19 protein-coding genes are annotated in these 24679 nt (G+C 62.6%); 13 read left to right on the forward strand and 6 right to left on the reverse strand.

Annotated elements, in window-relative coordinates; all coding sequences use genetic code 11:
• The first annotated feature begins 165 nt into the window (after positions 1-165).
• Positions 166-921, forward strand: coding sequence for a DUF502 domain-containing protein (locus tag LB558_RS19850; RefSeq protein WP_127261095.1), 756 nt, complete (start codon positions 166-168; stop codon positions 919-921).
• On the opposite strand, the gene recG is transcribed toward LB558_RS19850, so the two are convergent.
• Positions 873-2981, reverse strand: a complete 2109-nt coding sequence (gene recG / locus LB558_RS19855) for an ATP-dependent DNA helicase RecG (protein WP_224699102.1) — start codon at positions 2979-2981, stop codon at positions 873-875. The genes LB558_RS19850 and recG overlap by 49 nt on opposite strands.
• Positions 2982-3073: 92 nt before the next feature.
• On the opposite strand from recG, the gene LB558_RS19860 reads away from it, so the two are divergent.
• The 3 genes from LB558_RS19860 to LB558_RS19870 all read left to right on the forward strand — a co-directional run bounded on the left by LB558_RS19860 (position 3074) and on the right by LB558_RS19870 (position 8438).
• A complete protein-coding gene (locus tag LB558_RS19860; RefSeq protein ID WP_224699103.1) occupies positions 3074-3361 on the forward strand; it encodes a succinate dehydrogenase assembly factor 2 in 288 nt (95 codons plus the stop codon).
• A 72-nt stretch (positions 3362-3433) separates the two neighbouring features.
• Complete coding sequence (gene mfd / locus LB558_RS19865; protein ID WP_224699104.1) at positions 3434-6931, forward strand: transcription-repair coupling factor; 3498 nt, start codon at positions 3434-3436, stop codon at positions 6929-6931.
• Positions 6932-7064: 133 nt separating this feature from the next.
• On the forward strand, positions 7065-8438 hold the full coding sequence (locus LB558_RS19870) for a class II 3-deoxy-7-phosphoheptulonate synthase (RefSeq protein ID WP_127261134.1): 1374 nt from the start codon (positions 7065-7067) through the stop codon (positions 8436-8438).
• A 121-nt stretch (positions 8439-8559) separates the two neighbouring features.
• On the opposite strand, the gene LB558_RS19875 is transcribed toward LB558_RS19870, so the two are convergent.
• A complete protein-coding gene (locus tag LB558_RS19875) occupies positions 8560-9630 on the reverse strand; it encodes a GGDEF domain-containing protein (RefSeq protein ID WP_224699105.1) in 1071 nt (356 codons plus the stop codon).
• Positions 9631-10038: 408 nt separating this feature from the next.
• On the opposite strand from LB558_RS19875, the gene LB558_RS19880 reads away from it, so the two are divergent.
• The 3 genes from LB558_RS19880 (at position 10039) to LB558_RS19890 (ending at position 11524) form a co-directional block, all read left to right on the forward strand.
• The gene (locus tag LB558_RS19880) at positions 10039-10455 is read left to right on the forward strand and encodes a GFA family protein (RefSeq protein ID WP_127261135.1); all 417 of its coding nucleotides are present in this window, start codon (positions 10039-10041) and stop codon (positions 10453-10455) included.
• An 81-nt stretch (positions 10456-10536) separates the two neighbouring features.
• Positions 10537-10896 (forward strand): diacylglycerol kinase, encoded by a 360-nt coding sequence (locus LB558_RS19885; RefSeq protein WP_024503562.1) that lies wholly within the window; start codon positions 10537-10539, stop codon positions 10894-10896.
• Between the two features lie 40 nt (positions 10897-10936).
• Entirely contained in the window at positions 10937-11524 is a 588-nt protein-coding gene (locus tag LB558_RS19890; RefSeq protein WP_224699106.1) for a hemerythrin domain-containing protein, read from the forward strand.
• Positions 11525-11527: 3 nt separating this feature from the next.
• On the opposite strand, the gene LB558_RS19895 is transcribed toward LB558_RS19890, so the two are convergent.
• Positions 11528-12115: a DedA family protein gene (locus LB558_RS19895; protein ID WP_224699107.1), complete on the reverse strand. Its 588-nt coding sequence runs from the start codon at positions 12113-12115 to the stop codon at positions 11528-11530.
• The gene (locus tag LB558_RS19900; protein WP_224699108.1) at positions 12112-12675 is read right to left on the reverse strand and encodes a DUF1003 domain-containing protein; all 564 of its coding nucleotides are present in this window, start codon (positions 12673-12675) and stop codon (positions 12112-12114) included. The genes LB558_RS19895 and LB558_RS19900 overlap by 4 nt, the downstream gene beginning before the upstream one ends.
• Positions 12676-12768: 93 nt before the next feature.
• Here LB558_RS19900 and LB558_RS19905 point away from each other — a divergent pair, with 93 nt between their 5' ends.
• The 6 genes from LB558_RS19905 (at position 12769) to gltX (ending at position 20968) form a co-directional block, all read left to right on the forward strand.
• Positions 12769-13485 carry a DNA-3-methyladenine glycosylase I gene (locus LB558_RS19905; protein ID WP_224699109.1) on the forward strand — a complete coding sequence of 239 codons (717 nt, stop codon included), beginning with the start codon at positions 12769-12771 and terminating at the stop codon, positions 13483-13485.
• 150 nt (positions 13486-13635) lie between these two features.
• Entirely contained in the window at positions 13636-15342 is a 1707-nt protein-coding gene (locus tag LB558_RS19910; protein ID WP_224699110.1) for an NAD+ synthase, read from the forward strand.
• A gap of 35 nt (positions 15343-15377) precedes the next feature.
• Complete coding sequence (locus LB558_RS19915; protein WP_224699111.1) at positions 15378-15788, forward strand: GNAT family N-acetyltransferase; 411 nt, start codon at positions 15378-15380, stop codon at positions 15786-15788.
• Between the two features lie 378 nt (positions 15789-16166).
• Complete coding sequence (locus LB558_RS19920; protein WP_224699112.1) at positions 16167-17972, forward strand: ABC transporter ATP-binding protein; 1806 nt, start codon at positions 16167-16169, stop codon at positions 17970-17972.
• A gap of 261 nt (positions 17973-18233) precedes the next feature.
• Complete coding sequence (locus LB558_RS19925) at positions 18234-19409, forward strand: hypothetical protein (RefSeq protein WP_224699113.1); 1176 nt, start codon at positions 18234-18236, stop codon at positions 19407-19409.
• Positions 19410-19594: 185 nt separating this feature from the next.
• On the forward strand, positions 19595-20968 hold the full coding sequence (gltX, locus tag LB558_RS19930) for a glutamate--tRNA ligase (RefSeq protein WP_224699114.1): 1374 nt from the start codon (positions 19595-19597) through the stop codon (positions 20966-20968).
• On the opposite strand, the gene LB558_RS19935 is transcribed toward gltX, so the two are convergent.
• Both LB558_RS19935 and LB558_RS19940 read right to left on the reverse strand, forming a co-directional pair.
• The gene (locus LB558_RS19935; RefSeq protein ID WP_224699115.1) at positions 20886-22100 is read right to left on the reverse strand and encodes a DUF2865 domain-containing protein; all 1215 of its coding nucleotides are present in this window, start codon (positions 22098-22100) and stop codon (positions 20886-20888) included. The genes gltX and LB558_RS19935 overlap by 83 nt on opposite strands.
• An 88-nt stretch (positions 22101-22188) precedes the next feature.
• A complete protein-coding gene (locus LB558_RS19940; RefSeq protein WP_224699116.1) occupies positions 22189-24513 on the reverse strand; it encodes an NADP-dependent malic enzyme in 2325 nt (774 codons plus the stop codon).
• Positions 24514-24679: the final 166 nt, after the last annotated feature.

Raw genomic sequence — 24679 nt, forward strand, 5'->3', positions numbered from 1 at the left:
ACATGACGAGGGGAACGATGTTTCGGCCAATCGCGAACGTACGCTGCTTCCGTTTGGATTGCTCGGGTGGAAGTGGCGGCATAATCGGCTCTTTAAAAACTTCGCAGTTCCAAACTGCACGGCGGTTCACTAATGTTGCGTCGCAATAGCGGCCTCCGGTGAACCATGTCCGACGCTCCCAAGACCTCCGGCATGACCCGGCTGAGGAACTATTTCCTCACAGGCTTCATCGTCTGCGCGCCGCTGGCGATCACCGCCTACATCGCCTGGTCGTTCATCGGCTGGGTCGATTCCTGGGTGAAACCCTATATTCCGGCCCGCTACAGCCCGGACACCTACCTGTCGTTTCCGGTGCCGGGGTTCGGACTGATCGTGGCGCTCATCCTGATCACGCTGATTGGCTTCCTGACGGCAAACATCGTCGGCCGCGCGATCGTCAATTTCGGCGAGCGCCTGCTTGGCCGCATGCCGCTGGTGCGCGGCATCTACGGCTCGCTGAAACAGATTTTCGAGACCGTGCTGTCGAACAAGGGCGACATGTTCCGCCAGGTCGGGCTGGTCGAATATCCGCGCAAGGGCGTGTGGTCGCTGGTGTTCGTCGCCAGTGAAAAGGAAACCGAGATCAACCAGAAGCTCGACCAGGAAGGCGATCCGCTGATCGCCGTATTCATGCCTTGCACGCCAAACCCGACCACCGGCTTTCTGATGTATGTGCCGAAGTCGGACATCGTCCTGCTCGACATGACGATCGAGGATGGCGCCAAGCTGATCGTGTCCGCCGGGCTGGTGGCGCCCGAGGTCAAGCAAATGGTTGTCGTGAATGGCGAGCCGATCGAGGGAGTGCTGGCCAACCCGTCGGTTGCCGCCCTGGCTCAGCCGGCGCGCAAGAGCCGCACGGCCTCGTCGCGGCCGAACAAATAGAGCAACAGGCGCAACGCCTCGCCTCGGTCTGATTGCAGCTCCGGATCGCGTGACAGGATCAGCCTGGCATCGTCGCGGGCGGCCTCCAGAAGATCGGCATGCGCTTCGATGCGCGCCACCTGGAAACCCGGCGTGCCCGACTGGCGGGTGCCCAGAAGTTCGCCTTCGCCGCGCAGCTTCAAATCCTCTTCAGCAATCAGGAACCCGTCCTCGGTCTCGCGCATCACCGACAGCCGGCGTTTTGCGGTCTCGCCGAGCGGGTCCTTGTAGAGCAGCACGCAGGAAGAGGGCTTGTCGCCGCGCCCGACCCGACCGCGCAGCTGGTGCAACTGGGCGAGGCCAAAGCGTTCGGCGTGCTCGATGACCATGACGGTGGCGTCCGGCACGTCAACGCCGACCTCGATGACGGTGGTGGCGATCAGGATGAGTGTCTCGCCCTGCTTGAAGGCGCGCATCGCCTCGTCCTTCTCGGCACCCTTCATGCGGCCGTGAACGAGACCCATGCGATCACCGAACAATGGTTTCAGCGAGGCGAAGCGGTCTTCGGCCGACATCAGCTTGATTTCTTCGGATTCCTCGACCAGCGGACAGATCCAGTAGATCTTCTGGCCGGTGGCGACGGCGTCCACCATGCGGTCGACCAGTTCGTCGAGCCGCTCGAGCGGCAGCGTAACGGTACGGATCGGTTGCCGGCCGGCCGGTTTTTCCGTCAGTTTCGACACGTCCATGTCGCCGAAAGCGGTCAGCACCAGCGTGCGCGGGATCGGAGTGGCCGTCATCACCAGCATGTCTGGTGCATCGCCCTTGGCGGTGATGGCAAGCCGTTGATGGACGCCGAAACGGTGCTGCTCGTCGATCACGGCAAAGACCAGGTCGTGGAAGATGACAGTCTCCTGGAACAGCGCATGGGTGCCGACGATGATGTCGATCTCGCCGCTTGCCAGACCGGCCAGCGTATCAGCGCGCTCGCGGCCTTTCTCGCGGCCGGTGAGAATGGCGATGCGCAGCCCAACCTCGGCGGCAAGGGGCGTGATGGTCGCCAGATGCTGGCGCGCCAGGATTTCGGTCGGCGCCATCAAAGCTGCCTGGCCGCCGGCCTCGACAGCCCGCGCCATGGCCAGCAGCGCGACGACGGTCTTGCCGGAACCGACATCGCCCTGCAGAAGCCGAAGCATGCGCTCTGGGTCGGCGAGGTCGGCATTGATTTCGGCCAGCGCAAACTCCTGGCTTGATGTCAGCGAATAGGGCAGTGCGGCCCGCAGTTTTTCGACGATGCGGCCGTCGCCGACCAAGGGGCGCCCGGACAGGCGGCGGACTTTCGCCCGCACCAGCGCCAGCGAGACCTGTCCCGCCAGCAACTCGTCATAGGCGAGCCGCCGCCACGCGGCGCCATCGACAGAGACGTCGATCGGGTCGGCCGGATTGTGGATGCGGGCGAGCGCATCGCCAAAGGCAGCAAAGGTGTGCCGGCGTATGAAGGCGCCGTCCTGCCATTCGGGAAATTCAGGCACACGCGCCAGCGCCTGGCCGATCGCCCGGCGCAGCACCTTGCCCGACAGCCCGGCTGTCAGGGGGTAGACCGGTTCTACCAGCGGCAGGTTTTCCGCCTCGCTGGCCAGCGCAATATGGTCGGGGTGGACCATGCTCGGGCGGCCGTTGAACCATTCCATGCGACCGGAGACCACGACATGCTCGCCCTCGGGCATCGCCTTTTCGAGATAGGAAGCGTGAGCATGGAAGAAGGTCAGCGCGATCTCGCCGGTGTCGTCGTGGGCGTAGACGCGGTAGGGCACCGACTTGTTGCCGCGCGGCGGCGGCTGGTGGCGGTCGATGCGCACGTCGAGCGTGACGATCTGGCCTTCCGCCGAGCCAGCGATACCAGGCCGGCTGCGCCGGTCGATGACGGTATGCGGCAGCACGAACAGAAGATCGCCGGCACGCGCCGCGCGATCGCCGAGATCGGCCGGGACAACCTTTTCGATCAGCGCGCCGACTTTCGGTCCGACGCCGGCAAGCGACGTGATCGGGACAAACAAGGGATCGAGGATGGTCGGGCGCATGATGTCAGCTTATGTTGCGACGGCGGCAGCGCAAGGCTGACAGCCCCTTCTATCCACGCTATATGCGCCGCAGCAAGCAAGGATGCGGCACAATGACCGGAACGACGAGATCAAGCGAGGGGCTGGACGCCCACCGCCGCAAGCTTCTGTTTCGCTCCTGGCATCGCGGCATGCGCGAGATGGACCTGATCCTCGGCACTTTCGCCGACGCTGAGATCGGTACCTTGACCAACGAGGAAATCGACCAATATGAGAGGCTTCTCGACATTCCCGACACCGAATTCCTGCCGCTGATCACTGGCGAACGCCCGGTGACGGCGGATATCGACTGCGCCGTCCTGCAAAAGATCCTGGCGTCCCGCCGAACCATGACTTTCTGAACACAAGCAATTCCAGGAAAAGTGCGAAGCGGTTTTCCGTTCGGAGTTGCGATAAAACAAGACCGTGATTTCATGAGCCTCATTCCCACCATCGGTCTGCCGAAAGGCCGCGCCGGCCAGTTCATCGTCGACGGCGTCGCCGACGGCTACGAAGCCTTTGCGCTGGTGCAGGCGGCACTCGAGATCGCGCCCGAGAAGCCGGTTCTGTTCGTGGCACGCGACGGCCAGCGGCTGCCGGCGATCATCGAGGCGCTGTCCTTCGCGGCCCCAGGCCTGCCCGTGCTGGAACTGCCGGCCTGGGACTGTCTGCCCTACGACCGCGTCTCGCCCGGCTCGGATGCCGCCGCCAAGCGCCTCGATGCGCTGACCGCCATGATCGCGCTGGCGAAGAAGCCGCACCGCGCCGTCATCCTCACCACCGCCAATGCATTGTTGCAGCGCATTCCGCCGTCCGAGTTGGTCGAGGCACAGACTTTTCATGCCAGGCCCGGCAACCAGATCAACATGAACGTGCTGGTGTCGCGGCTGGAAACATCCGGTTTCGAGCGCGTGCCGACGGTGCGCGGCATCGGCGAGTTCGCGGTGCGCGGCGGCATTCTCGACCTATACGCCCCCGGCTGGACCGAAGCGCTCAGGCTCGATTTCTTCGGCGACACGCTGGAATCGATCCGTGTGTTCGACGCCGCCACCCAGCGCACCACCGGCCAGCGCAAGTCGATGGCGCTGCAAGCGATGAGCGAAGTGGCGCTGACGCCTGAAACCATCAGCCGCTTCCGCCGCTCCTACATCGAAGCTTTTGGCGCGCCACAGCGCGACGATGGGCTCTATGCGGCGGTCAGCGAAGGGCGTCGCTTCGCCGGCATGGAGCACTGGCTGCCGTTCTTTTACGAACGGCTGGAGACGGTGTTCGACTATCTGCCTGACACGCCTGTCATCTTCGACCATCTGGCGCATGAGGCGCTGGCCGAGCGCCACACGCTGATCCTCGACCACTACGAGGCGCGCAGGAAGCAGGCCGACGGCGCGCTGAAGGATGCGGTGCCCTACAAGCCGGTGCCGCCGGACCTGCTCTATCTCTCACCGGAAAACCTGATCGCCTCGCTTGGACCGCGCGAAGCGATCGATTTCACGCCATTCGACGCGCCCGACGTCGGCGCCAAGAAAGTCTATCACGCCGGTTCGCGCCACGGCCGCAGCTTCGTAGAGGAGCGCGCCGATCCGCACGCCAATGTGTTCGATGTCGTCGTCAAGCACATCGCCGACGAGCGCGCGGCGCGCCGCCGGATCGTCATTGCCGGCTGGACCGAAGGCTCGCTGGACCGGCTTGGCCAGATCCTTGCCGAACACCATCTCGGCAACCTCAAGCAGGTGGCGACGCTGGCGGAAGCCGAAAAGCTCGAACCGGGGCAGGCGGCCTTGGCCGTCCTGCCGCTCGAATCGGGCTTCGAGACCGAAAAACTGGTCGTCGTCGCCGAACAGGACATTCTCGGCGACCGGCTGATCCGGCGCTCGAAGCGCAAGAAGCGTCCCTCGGATTTCATTGCCGAGGCCTCGGCGCTGTCGGCCGGCGACATTGTTGTCCATGCCGACCACGGCATTGGCCGTTTCATTGGCCTGCGCACCATCGAAGTGGTCGGCGCACCGCATGACTGCCTGGAAATCCACTATGCCGGCGACGACCGGCTGTTCCTGCCGGTGGAAAACATCGAGCTTCTGTCGCGCTACGGTTCTGACACGGCCGAGGCGACGCTGGACAAGCTTGGCGGCGGTGCCTGGCAGTCGCGCAAGGCGCGGCTGAAGAAACGCCTGCTCGACATGGCCGGTCAATTGATCCGCATCGCCGCTGAGCGGCAGATGCGCTCCGCACCGCCACTGGTGCCGGCAGAAGGCCTCTATGGCGAGTTCGCCGCCCGCTTCCCTTATGAAGAGACCGACGACCAGCAGACGGCCATCGATTCGGTGCGCGACGATCTTGCTGCCGGCAAGCCGATGGACCGGCTGATTTGCGGTGATGTCGGCTTCGGCAAGACGGAAGTGGCACTGCGCGCCGCCTTCATCGCGGCGATGGAGGGTTTTCAGGTGGCGGTTGTGGTGCCGACGACATTGTTGTCGCGCCAGCATTTCAAGACGTTTTCGCAGCGCTTTTCCGGCCTGCCGATCCGTGTGGGCCAGGCCTCGCGGCTGGTCGGCGCCAAGGAACTGGCCGAAACCAAGAAAGGCATCGCCGAGGGCCAGGTCGACATCGTCATCGGCACGCATGCGCTGCTCGGTTCCGCAATCTCGTTCAAGAACCTTGGCCTGCTGATCATCGATGAGGAGCAGCACTTTGGCGTCAAGCACAAGGAGCGGCTGAAGGATCTGAAGACCGACGTGCACGTGCTGACGCTGTCGGCGACGCCTATCCCGCGCACGCTGCAACTGGCGTTGACCGGGGTGCGCGAGCTGTCGCTGATCGCCACGCCGCCGGTCGACCGCATGGCGGTGCGCACCTTCATCTCGCCATTCGATCCGCTGGTCATTCGCGAGACGCTGCTGCGCGAGCGCTATCGCGGCGGGCACTCTTTCTACGTCGTTCCGCGCATCAGCGATCTGGCGGAAATCCATGATTTCCTGAGAGAATCCGTTCCTGAACTGAAGGTGGCGGTGGCCCATGGCCAGATGCCGCCGGGCGAACTCGACGACATCATGAATGCCTTCTACGACGGCCAGTACGATGTGCTTTTGTCGACCACAATTGTGGAATCGGGTCTCGATATCCCGACCGCCAACACGCTGATCATCCACCGCGCCGACATGTTCGGCCTGTCGCAGCTTTACCAGTTGCGCGGGCGGGTCGGCCGTTCGAAGGTGCGCGCCTATGCGTTGTTCACGCTGCCGGCCAACCGCAAGCTCACCGACACCGCCGAGCGCCGGCTGAAGGTGCTGCAATCGCTCGATACCCTGGGCGCCGGCTTCCAACTGGCCAGCCACGACCTCGATATCCGGGGCGCCGGCAATCTTCTCGGTGAAGAACAGTCCGGCCACATCAAGGAGGTCGGCTTCGAGCTTTATCAGCAGATGCTGGAGGAAGCCGTCGCCGAGGTGAAGGATTCCGGCGAAGTGCAGGATGGCGGCTGGTCGCCGCAGATCGCGGTCGGCACGGCGGTGATGATCCCGGAGAGCTATGTGCCCGACTTGCAGCTCAGGCTGGCGCTCTATCGCCGTCTCGGCGATCTCGAAAACACCGAGGAAATCGATGCTTTCGGAGCCGAGCTGATCGACCGCTTCGGCCCGCTGCCGGAGGAGGTCAAGCATCTGCTCAAGATCGTCTTCATCAAGGCGCTCTGCCGCAAGGCCAATGTCGAAAAACTCGACGCCGGGCCGAAGGGTGTCGTCATCCATTTCCGCAAGCGCGAATTCTCCAACCCGGTCGGGCTGGTCCGGTTCATCGGCGAGCAGGGGTCCTTGGCCAAGATCCGGCCGGACCATAGTGTCGTGTTCGTGCGCGACTGGCCAACGGCCGAGAAGCGGCTGGCGGGCTCGGCGGTCGTCATGACGCAGTTGGCGCGGCTGGTGGAGAAGGCTGCCTAGAGCAGCCGGCACATTCGCCAGCGCTTGAATTCCGGTCTAGAATAGGAAATCGGCTTCGTGTATGGAGCCGCGATCCCCATTAGGGGTGGGAATGGCGGAGTATAGGCCGCTGGAAAGAGCGTTGGGTGCAGCGATGACGAAATGGTCGCCGAATTCGTGGAGAGCAATGCCGATCAAGCAGGTTCCTGCCTATCCGGACCTTGCCGCGCTGAAGAACACGGAAGCCCAGCTCGCCACCTTTCCGCCGCTGGTTTTTGCCGGCGAGGCGCGCAAGCTGAAGAAGCAGCTCGCTTCTGTCGCTGCCGGTGATGCATTCCTCCTCCAGGGCGGCGATTGCGCCGAGAGTTTTGCCGAGCATGGCGCGGACAACATCCGCGACTTCTTCCGCGTCTTCCTGCAGATGTCGGTGGTGCTGACCTTCGCCGGCGCGCAGCCGGTGGTGAAGGTCGGCCGCGTTGCCGGCCAGTTTGCCAAGCCGCGCTCATCCGACAACGAGACCAAGGGCGAGGTGACGCTGCCCAGCTACCGCGGCGACATCATCAACGGCATCGAATTCGACCCGAAGTCGCGCATTCCGGATCCTGCCCGCCAGGAGATGGCGTACCGCCAGTCGGCGGCGACGCTCAACCTTCTGCGCGCCTTCGCGCAAGGCGGCTATGCCAGCCTGGAGAATGTGCACCGCTGGATGCTCGGCTTCGTGTCCGACAGCCCGCAGGGCGAGAAATACGAGTCGCTCGCCAACCGCATCACCGAGACGATGGACTTCATGAAGGCCGTCGGTATCACTTCGGAAACCAACTACGCGCTGCGCGAGACCGATTTCTACACCAGCCACGAGGCGCTGCTGCTCGGCTACGAGGAGGCGCTGACCCGTGTCGATTCGACCTCCGGCGACTGGTACGCCACCTCGGGCCACATGATCTGGATCGGCGACCGCACCCGCCAGCCCGACCATGCGCATGTCGAATATTGCCGTGGGATCAAGAACCCGCTGGGGCTGAAATGCGGTCCGTCGCTGACGCCTGACGGGTTGCTGGAGCTGATCGACCTGCTCAACCCCGAAAACGAGCCGGGCCGGCTGACGCTGATCGCGCGCTTCGGCTCCGACAAGGTCGCCGACCATCTGCCGAAGCTGGTGCGCGCGGTGCAGAAGGAAGGCCGCAGCGTGGTGTGGTCGTCGGACCCGATGCACGGCAACACGATCGAGGCCGCCGGCTACAAGACGCGGCCGTTCGATCGCATCCTGAAGGAGGTGCAAACCTTCTTCGAGGTGCACCGCGCCGAAGGCACGCATCCGGGCGGCATCCATGTCGAAATGACGGGCAAGAACGTCACCGAATGCACCGGTGGCGCGCGCGCCATCACGGCCGAGGAGCTGCAGGACCGCTACCACACGCATTGCGACCCGCGCCTCAATGCCGACCAGGCGATCGAATTGGCCTTCCTGGTCTCGGATCTGTTGAAGAAGAGCCACCCGGTACAGCACAAGCAGGCGGTCAACGGCTGATTTTCGCAGCCCAAATAGGATCCATGAAAAGGCGTCCGAGAAATCGGGCGCCTTTTAGGTCTGCGCTAGTCTAGTGTTCCCTGCACGAGCCAGCAGGCGGGGAGGCAAGAGCCGGAAACTGTCAGTCCTTCTTGTAGAGCAGCCAGCTCTTGCCGGCCCGGCCTGCCATCGTCGAGTGCTTGGTGACCCGGTTGCGGCCGCTGACCTTGGAGCGATAGAGCGCCCGGTCGGCCTTGGTGTAGAGATCTTCGGGTCCTTCGGCTTCGGACGCCATGCAGATACCCATCGAAACGGTGACGGTGCCGTAATTCGTGCTGGTCTGGCTGCTGGTGAACGGCGTCTGCTCGATCAGGGCGCGAATGCGCTCCGCAACGTCATAGGTGGCGTCCTCGCTGGCGCCCTCGATGATCAGCGCGAACTCCTCGCCGCCGGTGCGGGCGACGAACATGTCGCCGCGAATACTGGTCTGGAAGATATCGGCGATGCTCTGGATGATCTTGTCGCCGACCGGGTGGCCATAGCGGTCGTTGATGTCCTTGAAGCGGTCGATGTCGGCAAGGACCAGGGCGTTGAACAGGATACCCCTGTTGCTGTTGTAGATCCTGGTGATTTCCTTGTCGAAGGCGCGGCGATTCCAGATATGGGTCAAGGGATCGGTGTCGGCCAGCCGCTTGTACTCCTCGAGCTTCGACTTGACGCTCTCGAGTTCGGCCGTCTTGTCGCTGAGCGTCGAGGCCACCTGCCGGCCGTGATCGATCGTCGAATTGGTGGCAGCCGCCATGGCGTTGGCGATCTTGTGCAAAAGATCCTGAGAGAGAAGGCTGCGGCCGCTAAGGCCGCTCGATGTCTCATCGAGGATCCTGCCGTATTTCTCGATGTGGCTGCGCTCGCTCCGCAGCAGTGAAGCAACCTCCTCGAGCTCCCTGGCAATGACGTCTCGGGCATGCTCGACGATGCCAGGACCATGGTTGTGGGCAAAGAAAGTGCGCCCGATCTGATCCAGTTCATCCTGTGTCGGCCGGCTGCTCAGCGAAACGACGGCCAGGCTGAGTTCGCGATTGGTGCCGCTCAGGGCCTCATAGAAGATCTCGTAATTGCGCGGCAGGCCGAGCACGCCCAACTGGCGCATTGTCGCGACAACAGTGGCTGCCATGTCGGTGCTTCGTTCGGTCGGGACAGCTGCCGGCTGCATCTTGGTTCTTCCCCTCGGATGTTCCGCGGAATCGCGGATTCCCTTTGTCGTCGAGCCCTGGGGAATGCGACCGACGCTTCGGAACAACTTGCGAAGGGATGCGTCCCCACCCACGGCCTTCGCTTGCGGATGACCATAAATGCGCTGTCGCTAAAGTTTCCTTAACTGACAGGGGTTCAACGGGTTTTCTCTGTCTGCGGGCTGTAAGAGCTCTAATCCGCGCGTCCAACAGTTGGAAACAACGCCGGTGCGGAGGCTTGAAGTCGCGATTCGCGCATCGCGCTCTTGAAAATGAAACCGAATTTCGGATTCTCCACGCCAGTACATGTCGCATTTGCTTGCGTGCGTGCGCCGCAAAGCTGGAATCCTGAAGGCGATGCCAGGCACTTTTCTTCAAGGAGGATCGACGTGAGTGATGGTCACCAGGGATCGTGTCTGTGCGGAGCTGTCCGCTTCAGAACGAACGGAGCGCTGCGCGGCGTCGTCTATTGTCATTGCTCGCAATGCCGTAAGCAGAGCGGACATTTCTATGCCGCGACCAATGTTGCCAACGCCGACATCGTGATCGAAGGCGTGGAAAGTATCACCTGGTACGAAGCCTCCACCTTCGCCAGGCGTGGGTTCTGCAAGGCATGCGGGTCGGTGCTGTTCTGGAAGCCGCGAGACCAGGACTACGTTTCAGTCATGGCGGGATCGTTCGACAAGCCGACAAGCCTCGAGGGGGAATGCCATATCTTCGTCGGTGACAAGGGCGACTATTATTCGATCGACGACGGGCTGCCGCAGTTTGAAAAGTCGACACCGTCCATACCGGTTGCTGAATGAATCTTGGACAAGTCACCTTATTCCATTGATCTGGCCAGCCATTGCATTATCCCGTGCCGGTGATTCGCAAAGGGGTTTGGCATGCAGCGGCTGATCGACGCTTATTTCAATTCGGTGCGGGCGTTTCGCAAGCTGGCCGCCAGCGAAAAGGCTTTCCAGCAGGAACTGATGCTGCTTGCGCTGGCACTACCGCTCGGCTGGTTCGTTTCGATCTCGTGGCGCGGTTATGCCTTGCTGATCGGCGCGGTGCTGCTCTTGATCATGGTCGAGGTGCTTAACACCGGCATCGAGGCGGCATGCGACGCTTTCAGCCGCGAGTTCAATGTCGATATCCAGCTGGCCAAGGATTGCGGTTCGCTGGCGGTGCTGATTTCGGTGCTCATCGTCGCCGGCGTCTGGGGCATCGCCATTATCGAGCGGATTACGGGACTACCGATCTAGCCTTTCGATGCCTATATGCCAGTCACCAAAGGAGACTGTCATGGCCGGGGCCGCCAATTTTCTGCTTCTTGAGCGAGCTGGCCTGCCAGACGATCTGCGCTGGCTCGTCGAAAAATACCCGCGTGAAAGCTGGCAGGGCCATGCCAACATCCATGGCATCGCCAATATGTGGCTGCAGCGGCACGACATGTTCCGCGAACTTGGCGGCATGCTGGCCAACGGCATTGGCGACTACCGTGAGGGACGGCTGACGGCGCCAGATTTCGCGCGCTGGTTTGCGCCGCGCCTCAACCATTTTCTAGGCAACCTCGACGGTCACCACAATGTCGAGGATTATCAATATTTCCCGGTCTTCGCCGGGGCCGAGCCCCGTTTGAAGCGCGGCTTCGAGATCCTCGATGCCGACCATCACACCATCCATGAAGGGCTGGAGCGCAATGCCGAAGCGGCCAATGCGTTCATCAAGACGCTTCAGGAGAGCGAAGACAGGCAGCGCTTTGCCGCCGACGCCTATGCCGACGAAAACGGCCGGCTGATCGCCATGCTGACAAGGCATCTTGCCGACGAGGAAGACCTGATCATCCCGCTGATCCTCGATCGGGGGGATCAGGCGCTCGGCGTGGATTGACGATCAGTCTTCCCTGGCGCGTTCCTTCCTGGCGATGTGACGGGCGACGAGCCATGCCAGAACGGCCACGGTCAAGCCGATGCCAAGCCCGATCAGCAACCGTTCGTGATGCATCAAAGCCTGGCCGATGAAGTGCTCTGCGCCAAGTCCAAAGACATAACCGATCGTACCGAACAGCACCGCCCAGACCGCCGATGAAAGCGCGTTGAGGATGACGAAGCGCGGCGCAGGGATATTGGAAAGCCCGGCCGCAATGCCGCCGACGAGACGCATGCCGTAGATATAGCGGTTGGACAGCACGAAAATGTCGGGATGGGTATTGAGCAGGCGAAAGGCGCGGCGAAAGCCGGGCCGTTTGCGAAATCTGACGACATAGGGATGGTCGGCAAAGCTTCGTCCGAGGATGAAGAAGAAAGTATCGCCGACGAAGGCGCCGAGCGCGGCCGCCAGGACGGCGTGCCACAGCACAAAGACCTGCTGGTGGGCAAAGAAACCGCCAAGAATGGCAGCACTTTCGCCCTCCGCGAGGCAACCGACAAAGACGGCAAGCAGTCCATACTGTTCGATGAAATGATGGATAGCCTGCGTCATGAGGGTTGGGTCTGGGGGTTGAGCCGTTCGTCGATCCGCTTCAACTGTTCGGCTATCTGCGCGATCTCGTCGCGCATGCCGATGATCTGGCTGTGGCGCAGCTCGTCCAGCTTTTCGTGCAGCGCCATGATCTCGATCTCGGCCTTGAGGTTGACCTCGTAGTCGTGAGCGGCGTCGATGCGGTCGCGCGCCGCCTGGCGGTTCTGCGACATCATGATCACCGGCGCCTGCAAGGCGGCGATCATCGAGAGCACGAGGTTGAGGAAGATGAAAGGGTAGGGGTCGAACGAATCTCGCCCCAGCAGCCACCAATTGGCGCCGATCCAGAGGATGAGGAAGGCGATGAAGGACAGGATGAACGTCCACGAACCGCCGACGCGCGCAATGGCATCGGCGATACGGTCGCCCGCGCCCTGAAGCCCGGCGAGATTGTCGTTGATGTCCTGCGATATGGGCTTGCGGTCGACGGTACTCTGCAGCACCCGCCTCTCAAGTTCGCTCAAATTCTCCGGGTTTCGCCTGAGCCAGCGATTGGCCAGTTCGGGCACGGTCTTGTTCATGGATGTCTCCATACAAAGCATCGGCTTGGCAGCCTGGTTTCCATATAGGAAGATGCCGCTTCGTCAAAAGCACGACGTGGGGATGCAAGCAGAATGCCCGATTTCGCAAAAATCCGTGCATGTGCCGCAAAACGCAAGGGTGGCGAGGAGGAACTGACGTCACTGTTGGGTCCAGCGCCTGACAATGCCGCCGTGGCTGACATCCCCGATGACCGCATTCTCTCTGTTATGGCCGAGCGCGTCTTCGCCGCCGGTTTCGTCTGGCGCGTCATCGAGCAGAAATGGCCTGGCTTCGAGGAGGCGTTTCTGCGCTTCGAGCCGAAGCGGCTGTTGTTTCAGCCCGATGATTTCTGGCACGATCTGACGGCCGACCAGCGCATCGTGCGCAACCCGCAGAAGATCAGATCCGTGCGCGACAACGCTGCCTTCGTCGAGCGCGTGTCGAAGGAATATGGCGGCTTCGGCCAATTCCTCGCCAACTGGCCTGCTGACGACCAGGTCGGGCTGATGGCCTGGCTCGGCAAGCATGGCAGCCGGCTGGGCGGCAATACGGGCCAGTATTTCCTGCGCTGGCTGGGTTGGGATGCGTTCGTCATTTCGGGCGATATGGCCGCGGCGTTGCGCGACGCCGGCCTCGACATCGCCGAAAGCCCGACTTCGAAGAAGGACCTGGACCAGATCCAGAGACAAATCAATCAATGGGCAGCGGAGACGCATCTGCCGCGCCGACATATTTCACGCATCCTGGCGATGTCGATCGGCGAGAACCATTCGCCGCAAGCGCTGCGCGAATATATGGGCGACGATTGATACCTGGTCGCTCGCCACGATCGGCATTCCTCGATCGGTCAGACGCGATCGAATCGATCGGTTCGGAGCGAATGACATTCGTCATTCGCTCCGAATTGGTCCAAACGAACGCCATTGCCCGGGCAATTTTGCCGCGCTAAGTCAGCAGGCATGACCAAGAAGCTCGACATCCTGCGCATCGCCGTCGCCCAGCTCAATCCGACTGTCGGCGACATATCAGGCAATCTCGCCAAGGCCCGCGAGGCGAGGGCGGATGCCGCACGTCAAGGCGCCGATCTCGTGCTCTATACCGAGCTTTTCCTCGCCGGCTACCCGCCGGAGGATCTGGTGCTGAAGCCGGCCTTTTTGAAAGCCTGCGAAAAGGCGGCACAGGACTTTGCCGCCGACACCGCGGATGGCGGTCCCGGCGTCATCATAGGTACGCCGTTGAAGCGCAAGAGCGGCACGCACAATTCGATCATCTTCGCCGATGGCGGCAAGATCATCGCCGAACGCTACAAGCTCGATCTGCCGAATTACGGCGAGTTCGACGAGAAGCGCGTCTTCCAGGCCGGACCCGAGATCCAGGGGCCGGTCAATTTCCGCGGCGTGCGCATCGGAATTCCGATCTGCGAGGACATCTGGGGCGATGTCGATATCTGCGAATCGCTGGCCGAAAGCGGGGCGGAAATCCTGCTGGTGCCAAATGGCTCGCCCTACTACCGCGCCAAGATCGATGTCCGCCATCAGGTCGTCATCCGCCAGGTCATCGAATGCGGGCTGCCGATAATCTATGCCAACCAGCTTGGCGGCCAGGACGAACTGATCTTCGACGGCGCCTCGTTTGCCATTGGCGCCGACAAGACGCTTGCCTTCCAGATGAGCCAGTTCGAGGAAGCGGTCGATGTCACCACCTGGAAGCGGACCCGCGACGCCGTAGGCGCGCAAAATGGAAATTCCGAAGGCTGGGTCTGCTCGGAAGGGCCGATGTCGAAGATCCCGGACCGGGAGGAAGCCGACTATCGCGCCTGCATGCTGGGTCTGCGGGACTACGTCAACAAGAACGGCTTCAAGAATGTCGTGCTTGGTCTGTCCGGCGGCATCGATTCGGCAATCTGCGCGGCGCTGGCCGTCGATGCGCTCGGCGAGGAACGCCTGCGCGCGGTGATGATGCCCTATCGCTACACCTCAAAGGACTCGCTGAAGGATGCCGAGGATTGCGCTCGGGCGCTCGGCTGCCGCTACGACATCGTGCCGATCTTCGAGCCGGTCGAGGGGTTCCTGCACGCGCTGACGCAGATGTTCGAAGGCACCAAGGAAGGCATTACCGAGGAGAATTTACAGAGCCGCGCGCGCGGCACCATCCTGATGGCGATCTCCAACAAGTTCGGCTCGATGGTCGTCACGACCGGCAACAAGAGCGAGATGTCGGTCGGCTACGCCACGCTCTACGGCGACATGAATGGCGGCTTCAATCCGATCAAGGATCTCTACAAGATGCAGGTCTACGCGCTGTCGCGCTGGCGCAACAGCCACGTGCCGCCGGGCGCGCTGGGCCCCTCGGGCGAGGTGATCCCGAAAAACATCATCGACAAGGCACCGTCGGCGGAATTGCGCGAGAACCAGACCGATCAGGATTCGCTGCCGCCCTATCCGGTGCTGGACGATATCCTCGAATGCCTGGTCGAGAACGAGATGGGCGTCGACGACATCGTCGCGCGCGGCCATGAGCGGGCAACGGTGACGCGCATCGAGCACCTGCTCTACATCGCAGAATACAAGCGACGGCAGGCGGCGCCGGGCGTGAAGATCACCAAAAAGAATTTTGGCCGCGACCGCCGCTACCCCATCACCAATCGTTTCAGGGATCGCAGCTAAGTACCGAAAGCGCGGCCGCGCGGCCGGAGACAGCCATGCCCGAATGTGAAATCAGCTTCGACGTGTCACGGATCGATTTCCGTGCGACATCGGACCTGTTGATGGCAAGCTATTGGGGCGCCGGACGCACTGACGAAGTCCATCGCCGCGCCTTTGCCAATTCGCTTTGCGTCGGCGCCTATGTCGATGGCAAGCAAGTGGGATTCGGCCGCGCGATCACCGACCGCACGGTGTTCGCCTATCTCGCCGATATCATCATCTGGCCGGAGAACCGCGGGCAGGGCATAGGCAGCCGGCTCGTCCAGGCCCTGATCGACCATCCGGAGGTCAGGACCGTTTTCCATTGGAGCCTGTCGACCAGCGATGCCCATGGCATGTATGAAAAGCTCGGGTTCAAGCCATCGACCGATGGCCGCTACATGCGGTTAGATCGCGTTCCTGAATGAGGCGCGGCTTGCCCGCCGTTGTTGCAAAATAATCGCAGTGGTGGGACCAGATGCGCTTTTGACGTCAGCCGGTCTTGGCGATGCATCGGACCGTCTCTATAAGGGCCCCTCCGCAATTGTCTTGCGGGAGGTCCGAATGGCAGTATTTCACATGGTAATGCGAGGCCGCGAAGCCTAGGTCTCATCCGGCGCTCCGCGAAGGTTTGCCCTTCGTGCTGATGCCGGATCGAGCACAGGCTTATGCCGATGCCGGTCGCCGCCCGATTATGGGTGGGACGCCATACGCCACTCCGCTTTCCGGGCATTCATTGGCCCCTTGCGCGGCTTCTTCAATTTTCGACCTATTGGGATCGGGCTCGTTTGTGCCCGAATGACATCATGGCTCGTTTTAAGATCGATTTGCGCGCGAGCGCCTTTCGCAGCGTTCTTGGCTTCACGCTTACCCATTGGCGGCGCCAGCCGTGGCGGCTTTCGCTCATCATGGGCAGCTTCCTGCTGTCGACGCTGGCCGATGTGCTGACGCCGCTCTATTCCGGCCGGCTGGTCGACGCCGTCGCCAGCAGCGCCGGCGCCGACGCGATTGCCTGGAATGCCGCGCTGATGGCGTTCTCGATGCTGATGGCGCTGGCGCTGGCCGCCGTTGTGTTGCGCAACCTGGCGTTCATGGGGATCGTCGAGCTGACGCTGAAGATGATGGCCGACATCGCCGCCGATGCTTTCCATCGCGTCCAGCGCTTTTCCACCGACTGGCATGCCAACAGCTTTGCCGGCTCGACCGTGCGCAAGGTGACGCGCGGCATGTGGGCGCTCGACCTGCTCAACGACACCATCCTCATCGCGCTGTTGCCGTCGATCGTCATGCTGGTCGGCTCGACGTTGCTGCTCGGCTGGTTCTGGCCTTTGATGGGTGCGGTCGTTGCTGCCGGTTCGGTGCTGTTCATCACGGTGACGGCGCTGTTGTCACTTGGTTATGTCGCGCCGGCGGCAAGGCTCGCCAACACCTGGGATACCCGCCTCGGCGGCTCGCTGGCCGACGCGGTCAGCTGCAATGCCGTCGTCAAGGGCTTTGGCGCCGAGGAGCGCGAGGAGCGCCGCCTGGCCAAGGTCGTCGCCAAATGGCGTGCGCGTACACGGCGCACCTGGGTGCGGGGCACCATCAACGGCACCACGCAGGGGGTGCTGCTGCTGGTCATGCGCGCCGCGGTGATCGGCCTGGCGCTGATGCTGTGGTCGTGGGGGCAGGCGAGCGCCGGCGACGTTGCCTTCGTGCTGACATCGCTCTTCGTGCTGCAGGGCTATCTCAGGGATATCGGCACGCATATCCGCAATCTGCAGCGCTCCATCAACGATATGGAAGAGTTGGTCGATTTCCAGTCCGAACCGCTCGGCATAGAGGACCGGCCAGGTGCCAAGCCGATCCGGATCACCGAAGGACGGATCAGCTTTGACAACGTCACCTTTCACTATGGCCATCACCGATCGGCGCTTTACCGCGACTTTTCGGTCAATATCGCGCCGGGTGAGCGCGTCGGGCTGGTCGGCCATTCGGGATCGGGCAAGACGACATTCGTCAAGCTTATCCAGCGGCTCTATGATGTGAATGCGGGGAAAATCCTGATCGACGGCCAGGACATCTCCCAGGTGGCGCAAGCATCGCTGCGTGGGCAGATCGCCATCGTTCAGCAGGAGCCGATCCTGTTCCACCGGTCGCTGGCCGAAAACATCGCCTATGCCAGGCCGAGTGCGACGCAGGAGGAGATCGAGCATGCCGCGAAGCTGGCGAGTGCGCATGACTTCATCACCAACCTGCCGAAGGGTTACGGCACGCTGGTCGGCGAACGCGGCGTGAAACTGTCGGGCGGCGAACGTCAGCGCGTGGCGATCGCTCGCGCCTTCCTTGCCGATGCGCGCATCCTGATCCTCGACGAAGCGACATCGAGCCTCGATTCGGAATCGGAGGTGCTGATCCAGCAGGCGATGCAGCGGTTGATGGTCGGTCGCACCACGCTGGTCATCGCGCACCGGCTTTCGACGGTGAGGGCGCTGGACCGCCTGCTGGTCTTCGATCGCGGCAACATCGTCGAGGAAGGCTCGCATGACGAACTGATCCGGCTGAAAGGCGGCATCTACCGTCGCCTGTTCGAACGCCAGGCGCTAGAACTGACCAAGGGACTTGTCAGCTGACCTGAGGCGGCCTCCAGCTTCGGCCGGAGGCCGCCTCCGTCCGCCACTGTCAGTTCAGCGGTCTGGAGCAGGGCATGCCATCACAGGGCGGCAGCCGACCTGCCCATCAGCGCCGTGATGCTGGCCGACTAAATTTGCCTGTGAAGTCCTGTTCCGGATCGTAAGTCTTGGGACCTCTGTTCATCATACTGACCGAGATGCGTTGTTTCTACCATTGGTTGATATATATCCGATGAGAGCAACCTACGGACGTTCTTCACGATGCATCTTTCTGCAAATGCCGAGGAAAAGTTGGCTGCGCCGTCAGTGCTGGAATCTCAGCATGGCTCGGTTCGGCCGCTCGCTGCCGAAGATCTCGAGCGCGTCGCCGCACTCTTCCTGACGAAGTTTCGCCGGCGGCGCCGTCACCTCCTCGATCGAGCGATCGCCGAGACAGCCGCGTATATGAGAGAGATTTATCTCGAACCTGCCGGCCAGTCCGGTGAAAGCAACGCTCTTGTCCAGATCAACCGGCAGGGTCGTCTGGGCGGGTTCCTAGGCGTTCTGAAAGCCCGCTACGAGCTCAATGGAGGGCCATTGAATGCGGCAATCATCGGGCCGCTCATGGCCGACCCCGGCACTGATGACGGCTCGGCCGGACCGCAATTGCTGCGTGCCTTACATCAAGGCGAATTCGATCTGCAGCTGACCGATTCAGCCAACCGGACATCCTTGGCCTTCGCGCGCCCGATGAAATATCAACTCCTGCCGGTGCATTGTCTGGGATGGACATATGTTTTCCGGCCGGCGGGAATGGCCGCCGCCGCACTGCACCGTAAATGGCCCGGCCTGCCTCACCTTGTACTCGACCCCTTTGCGCGAGCGTTCGATGCTCTTGCGAAGAGAAGGTTCGAGCCCCCCGTCCAGCATTCATCGTCGCATCGCACCCACCGTGAGCCGATCGATGCCGTGCAATTTGCCGAAAAGCTGCCGACCCTCCTGTCTGGTTACGCTCTTCGGCCGAGTTGGAAGGATGAGGAGCTGCCACGGCTGCTTGCGCTGGCGGCCGAGAAGCGGGCCGACGGCCCCCTTCATTTCGGTGGGACCTACGACGAAACGGGCAAAATGCTCGGTTGTTATGCCTTCTATGGTCAAGCCGGCGACATGGCGAACCTGTTGCAAATCCAGGCATTCGGATCGCACTGGGGCGCGACGCTGGATGCGCTTGTCGCCGCCGCATGGGAGATGGGCTGCGTGGGCATCACCGGACAGACGCAGACCAGATTCATATCTCAACTCTTTGGCCACAAGAATGTCTTCTTCCGCTATGCCGGGGGAACGATGGTCCGCTCGCGGATCGCCGAGGTCACGGAAGCGGTCCGCTCCGGCGACATCTTTATCGGTGGATTGGTGGGCGACCGCTGGACCCGCCTCAGTTCCGATGATTTCGGCCGCTGATCGCCTTCAACCGGTCGCCGGCCCCAGCGGCTGGCTGCGCTCGGTTACAAAGGCCGCCTCCGGACTGGACGCTTCCTGAGGCGTCCGACGCCCGGTCTTTTCATTCCAGCCGCCATGTTCTATGTCTGCCGGGCAGCGCGGGGGCGCGTCTTGTCAACCGTAAAAGCATCCGGTACGCCCCTCTCATGACAGTTACCGTTCGTTTCGCCCCTTCGCCGACCGGCCGCATCCATATCGGCAATGCGCGCACGGCTCTGTTCAACTGGCTGTTCGCCATGAACAACAAGGGTCGCTTCATCCAGCGCTTCGACGACACCGACATTGCGCGCTCGAAGCAGGAGTTTTCCGACGCCATCCTCTACGACCTGCATTGGTTGGGCATTTTTCCCGACGCCACCGAGTACCAGTCGCGGCGCTTCGAAATCTATGATGCGGCGGTCGAGAGGCTGAAAGCGGCAGGCGTTCTCTATGCCTGCTACGAAACGCCGGAGGAGCTGGATCTCAGGCGCAAGGTGCGCCGCACGCGCGGCCTGCCGCCGGTCTATGGCCGGGAAGCGCTGACGCTGACGCAAGAGCAGATCGACGAGTACCAGGCCGATGGCCGCCGGCCGCACTGGCGTTTTCTCCTCCCCAATTTCTCAGGCGATCCACAACAGCCGGAACGCACCGAAATCCAATGGAACGACCTGGTGCGCGGTGAGGAAACCGTCGATCTGGCCTCGCTTTCCGACCCGGTCCTGGTGCGCGAGGACGGCACCTATCTCTATACGCTGCCTTCCGTGGTCGACGACATCGAGATGGGCGTCAGCCATGTCATTCGCGGCGACGACCATGTCACCAACACCGGCGTGCAGATCGCCTTGTTCCAGGCGCTGGCTGCCGAGCCGCCAGTGTTCGGCCACCATAATCTCCTGACCACCGCATCGGGCGAAGGCTTGTCGAAGCGCACAGGCGCGCTCTCGATCGAGAGCCTGCGCGAGGACGGCATCGAGCCGATGGCCGTCGCATCATTGGCCGTCCTGGTAGGCACTTCGGAGAATGTCGCGGCGATGCCGACGATGGGCGAACTCGCCGAACGCTTCGATCCGGCGGCGACATCGAAATCCGCGGCCAAGTTCGATCCCGACGAGCTGTTCGTGCTCAACCGGTCGCTGCTGCACCACATGCCGTTCGCCGAGGCACAAGACCGTCTGATCGTGCTCGGCGTCTCCGGCGAGCAGGCCGAACCGTTCTGGCTGGCGGTGCGCGGCAATCTCGACAGGCTGGCCGATGCGGTCAACTGGTGGCGCATCCTGCGCGAAGGACCGCAGGAGAAGCCGGAATTTTCCGATGACGACCGCGATTTCCTTCAGCAGGCCTTCGACCTGCTGCCGGAGGAACCCTGGAGCGCGACGATCTGGAAGGACTGGACGGGCAAGATCAGGGAAGCGACCGGCCGCAAGGGCAAGGCGTTGTTCATGCCGCTCAGGACAGCCCTTACCGGACTGCCTTCGGGGCCGGAGCTTGCAGATCTATTGCCGCTGATGGGTCGGGAAGGAACGTTGGCCCGACGACCCTGACCTTGCGCTGTTCCGGCGGCAAAGCTGATATCGGCGACGTCACCGGCTTGGCGGAAAGCCGCTTGATCGCCTCACGGTCGAGCCCACCTTCCAGATTGGCCAGCGTTTCGGGATCGGCGCCCGGATCAGGTTTTGCAACCGGGACTGGAATGAATGGTGACGCGTCTGTCTCGGGCTGCGATTGCTCCGGATTCGGCGGGTTGCCGGCAATGATCTGGAAGCCCTGCGCAGCGGCATTGCAGCCGCAGGCCGGTGGCCGCGACATGTCGGGCTGCTTGTAGAGATAGGCGGTCGGCAATTCGCTGTAGGGCCGGCCGGTGACAGATGACGTCATTGAGGCCGTATCGTCGCCCATGCCGCGCGAATAGAAAACCTGCATCTCGGTGCCGGGGCAGCTCGATTCGCAATTCTTCTGGTCGCGTTCGAAGTCGCCTGCCGAGGCCGAGTTCGACATCGGGAAAAAGTAGCCGTCGCAGGTGCGCACACAAGACGTGTGGAATTCGCCGCCGACGCCCGGAAAATCCGGTACGCCGGGCTGGTTGAGCACACGACGGACATTGCGCTCCTCGGCGGGATCGTCGGGCTGGTTGGGCTCATCAAGCATATCGAGTTGCTGGCTGTTGCCGCCAAAAAGCTGATTGAACAGGTTTGCGCTGCCGCCGTCGCGGTTCGCTTCCTGCAAAGGCGCACGCCGAGGCGCAACGGTGTCGTCGCGGCAGCCATTGGCGTCGAGCGCCGCCAGGATGCGTCCGCGATCGCGGCGAGAGCCACCGCCAGCCAGCCGCTCGCGCTTGTTTTGCAAGGCGTCGAGATTGGCATTCATGCGGTCGATCGTGGCGTTGAGCCCGGCGCATTGATTGAGGTTGCGGCCAAACAGCGAAAAACCGCACCCGGCCCGGCTCGCCTGGCTGCGCGCTTTCGAAATCTGCTCATGTTGCCTGGCAATTGCGGAATCGTACTTCCGGACTAGCGCCGGACCGCCACCGCCGCCGCGCGAGGACGCGGCAAGATCGGCTTCCAGCTGGCGGCAGACGCGCGAAGCAGCCCGTGGTTCGGCTACTCCCCAGGTTGCGGACAACAGCAGGCCAAGCAGCACGGCAGCATGCGCCTGCTTCCACCCTCCGCTTGCCATCCGCCCAAACTCCGCCTTCCAAATCCGACTGTTAGCCCGCAAGGCTACCGTGTTCGCGGTTAACTGCAGTTTACCGCGAAATCCGTGTTCAGCCCAGATTGACGACCGCTTGTGCCTTGTGGGCGGCTTCGACCACGGCAAGCGCCGTCATGTTGACGACGCCGCGCGAGGTGACAGACGGCGTCAATATATGCGCCGGCATGTCCGTGCCGAGCAGGATCGGCCCGACATGCAGCGCATCCGTCATGGATCTGAGCGCCGTCAGCGTGATGTTCGCCGAATCGAGATTGGGGAACACCAGCAAATTGGCTTCGCCCTTTAGTCTCGAATGGGGATAAACGCGCTGGCGCAGGTGCTCCGACAGAGCAGTGTCCGCGTGCATCTCGCCATCGCATTCAAGGTCAGGCGCGATGCGCGCCAGGATCGCCGCTGCTTGCCGCATCTTCAGCGCACTCGGCGAATCGCGCGAGCCGAAATCCGAGTGCGATAGCAGTGCCGCCTTCGGTTCGATGCCGAAGCGCTGAATTTCCTCTGCCGCCAGCACCGTCATCTCGGCGATTTCTTCCGCCGTCGGGTCGACGGAGACGTGGGTGTCGGTCAGAAAGATGATGCCGCGCTGCGAGATCAGCATGGAAAGCGTCGACAGGTCGTGGTCCTTGATGCCGGCACGGGGGCCGATGATCAAGGTGACGTTGCGCAGATGCCGCTCGAAGCGGCCTTCGAGGCCGCAGACCATGGCATCGGCATCGCCGCGCTTGAGCGCCAGGGCCGCGATCACCGTGTTGTCTGTGCGCACCATGGTGCGTGCCGCCTCCGTCGTCACGCCGCGCCGGCCGGCGAGTTCGATCAGCAGGTCGACATAGTGGCGATAGCGCGGATCGTCTTCCGGGTTGATCAGTCCGAAATCGACACCGGGCTTGATGCGCAGCCCGTAGCGCTTCAGGCGCACCTCGATGACGTGCGGGCGGCCGATCAGGATCGGCTCGGCAATGCCTTCCTCGAGCACCACCTGTGCGGCGCGCAGCACGCGTTCGTCCTCGCCATCGGCATAGATAACGCGCTTGGCGCTCGATGCCTTGGCGGATGAGAACACCGGCTTCATCACCAGGCCGGAGCGGAAGACGAAGCGGTTCAGCTTGTCTATATAGGCGGCGAAGTCGGTGATCGGCCTTGTCGCGACACCGGTGTCACACGCAGCCTTGGCTACCGCGGGCGCGATTCGCAGGATGAGGCGCGGATCAAAGGGCGAGGGGATCAGGAACTCCGGTCCGAAGATCGGCGTTTCGCCGGAATAGGCGCGGGCCGCGACATCGGAGGGTTCCTCCCGTGCCAGCGCTGCGATCGCCCGCACCGCTGCCATCTTCATCTCCTCATTGATGGCGCTGGCGCCGCAGTCGAGCGCACCGCGAAAGATGTAAGGAAAACACAGTACATTGTTGACCTGATTGGGAAAATCGGACCTGCCGGTGCAGATCATTGCATCCGGACGCGCCGCACGGGCTATTTCCGGCATGATTTCCGGGTTGGGGTTGGCCAGTGCCAGGATCAGCGGCTTCGGCGCCATGTGCTGGAGCAGTTCCGGCTTCAGCACGCCTGCCGCCGACAGGCCGAGGAAGACGTCGGCGCCCGGTATGACGTCGGCCAGCGTGCGCGCCTCGGTGTCCTTTACATAGGGATCTTTCCAGCGATCCATCTCGTCAGTGCGGCCCTTGTAGGCGACGCCGAAACGGTCGGTGACCCAGATGTTTTCGCCCCGCGCGCCGAGCGAGACCAGCAGGTTGAGGCAGGCAAGGGCGGCTGCACCGGCGCCGGAAGTGACGATCTTGATGTCCGATATGGTTTTTCCGGCGAATTCCAGCCCGTTGAGCACGGCGGCGGCGACAATGATGGCGGTGCCGTGCTGGTCGTCGTGGAACACCGGTATGCCCATGCGGGCCTTCAGCTGTTCCTCGACCTCGAAGCACTCCGGCGCCTTGATGTCCTCGAGGTTGATGCCGCCGAAGGTGGGCTCCAGCGCCGAGATCGTCTCGACCATGCGCTCGATGCCGGGCGCGTCGATCTCGATGTCGAAGACGTCGATACCGGCGAACTTCTTGAACAGGACGGCCTTGCCTTCCATGACTGGTTTGGAGGCCAGCGGGCCGATATTGCCGAGGCCGAGCACGGCCGAACCGTTGGAGACGACACCGACCAGATTGGCGCGCGCGGTGTAGTCGGCGGCGGTCGCCGGATCGTCGCGGATTTCCAGGCAAGGGGCGGCGACTCCCGGGGAATAGGCGAGCGCGAGATCGCGCTGGTTGCCGAGCGGCTTGGTCGCCTGTATCTCGAGTTTTCCCGGCCTTGGGTGCTTGTGGAAGTAGAGGGCGGCTTCGTCGAGGTCCGAACGTGCCGTCTTTTTGCTCTCGCCTTCCATGCGGCCGCTCCCTCGAAATCTGGCTGGAGATTCCCTTTTAGCATGCAGCCGTGGTTTTTCGCGACGCTAATCGACGCGCCGGCAGCGTTACTCCGCTGAGCGTCGAAAGTCATGTTTTATCAAAAGCTTATGCCGATTTTATAGCAGATGACTCCTGCCGTTTGGC

Source organism: Mesorhizobium sp. CO1-1-8 (assembly GCF_020164875.1).
Classification (GTDB): Bacteria; Pseudomonadota; Alphaproteobacteria; order Rhizobiales; family Rhizobiaceae; genus Mesorhizobium.

What these genes read in the sequence shown, in the direction of transcription:
- LB558_RS19850 (WP_127261095.1), top strand. Translation starts at nt 166, where the DNA reads ATGTCCGACGCTCCCAAGACCTCCGGCATGACCCGGCTGAGGAACTAT.
- recG (WP_224699102.1), bottom strand. Translation starts at nt 2,981, where the DNA reads ATGCGCCCGACCATCCTCGATCCCTTGTTTGTCCCGATCACGTCGCTT.
- LB558_RS19860 (WP_224699103.1), top strand. Translation starts at nt 3,074, where the DNA reads ATGACCGGAACGACGAGATCAAGCGAGGGGCTGGACGCCCACCGCCGC.
- mfd (WP_224699104.1), top strand. Translation starts at nt 3,434, where the DNA reads ATGAGCCTCATTCCCACCATCGGTCTGCCGAAAGGCCGCGCCGGCCAG.
- LB558_RS19870 (WP_127261134.1), top strand. Translation starts at nt 7,065, where the DNA reads ATGACGAAATGGTCGCCGAATTCGTGGAGAGCAATGCCGATCAAGCAG.
- LB558_RS19875 (WP_224699105.1), bottom strand. Translation starts at nt 9,630, where the DNA reads ATGCAGCCGGCAGCTGTCCCGACCGAACGAAGCACCGACATGGCAGCC.
- LB558_RS19885 (WP_024503562.1), top strand. Translation starts at nt 10,537, where the DNA reads ATGCAGCGGCTGATCGACGCTTATTTCAATTCGGTGCGGGCGTTTCGC.
- LB558_RS19890 (WP_224699106.1), top strand. Translation starts at nt 10,937, where the DNA reads ATGGCCGGGGCCGCCAATTTTCTGCTTCTTGAGCGAGCTGGCCTGCCA.
- LB558_RS19895 (WP_224699107.1), bottom strand. Translation starts at nt 12,115, where the DNA reads ATGACGCAGGCTATCCATCATTTCATCGAACAGTATGGACTGCTTGCC.
- LB558_RS19900 (WP_224699108.1), bottom strand. Translation starts at nt 12,675, where the DNA reads ATGAACAAGACCGTGCCCGAACTGGCCAATCGCTGGCTCAGGCGAAAC.
- LB558_RS19905 (WP_224699109.1), top strand. Translation starts at nt 12,769, where the DNA reads ATGCCCGATTTCGCAAAAATCCGTGCATGTGCCGCAAAACGCAAGGGT.
- LB558_RS19910 (WP_224699110.1), top strand. Translation starts at nt 13,636, where the DNA reads ATGACCAAGAAGCTCGACATCCTGCGCATCGCCGTCGCCCAGCTCAAT.
- LB558_RS19915 (WP_224699111.1), top strand. Translation starts at nt 15,378, where the DNA reads ATGCCCGAATGTGAAATCAGCTTCGACGTGTCACGGATCGATTTCCGT.
- LB558_RS19920 (WP_224699112.1), top strand. Translation starts at nt 16,167, where the DNA reads ATGGCTCGTTTTAAGATCGATTTGCGCGCGAGCGCCTTTCGCAGCGTT.
- LB558_RS19925 (WP_224699113.1), top strand. Translation starts at nt 18,234, where the DNA reads ATGCATCTTTCTGCAAATGCCGAGGAAAAGTTGGCTGCGCCGTCAGTG.
- gltX (WP_224699114.1), top strand. Translation starts at nt 19,595, where the DNA reads ATGACAGTTACCGTTCGTTTCGCCCCTTCGCCGACCGGCCGCATCCAT.
- LB558_RS19935 (WP_224699115.1), bottom strand. Translation starts at nt 22,100, where the DNA reads ATGGCAAGCGGAGGGTGGAAGCAGGCGCATGCTGCCGTGCTGCTTGGC.
- LB558_RS19940 (WP_224699116.1), bottom strand. Translation starts at nt 24,513, where the DNA reads ATGGAAGGCGAGAGCAAAAAGACGGCACGTTCGGACCTCGACGAAGCC.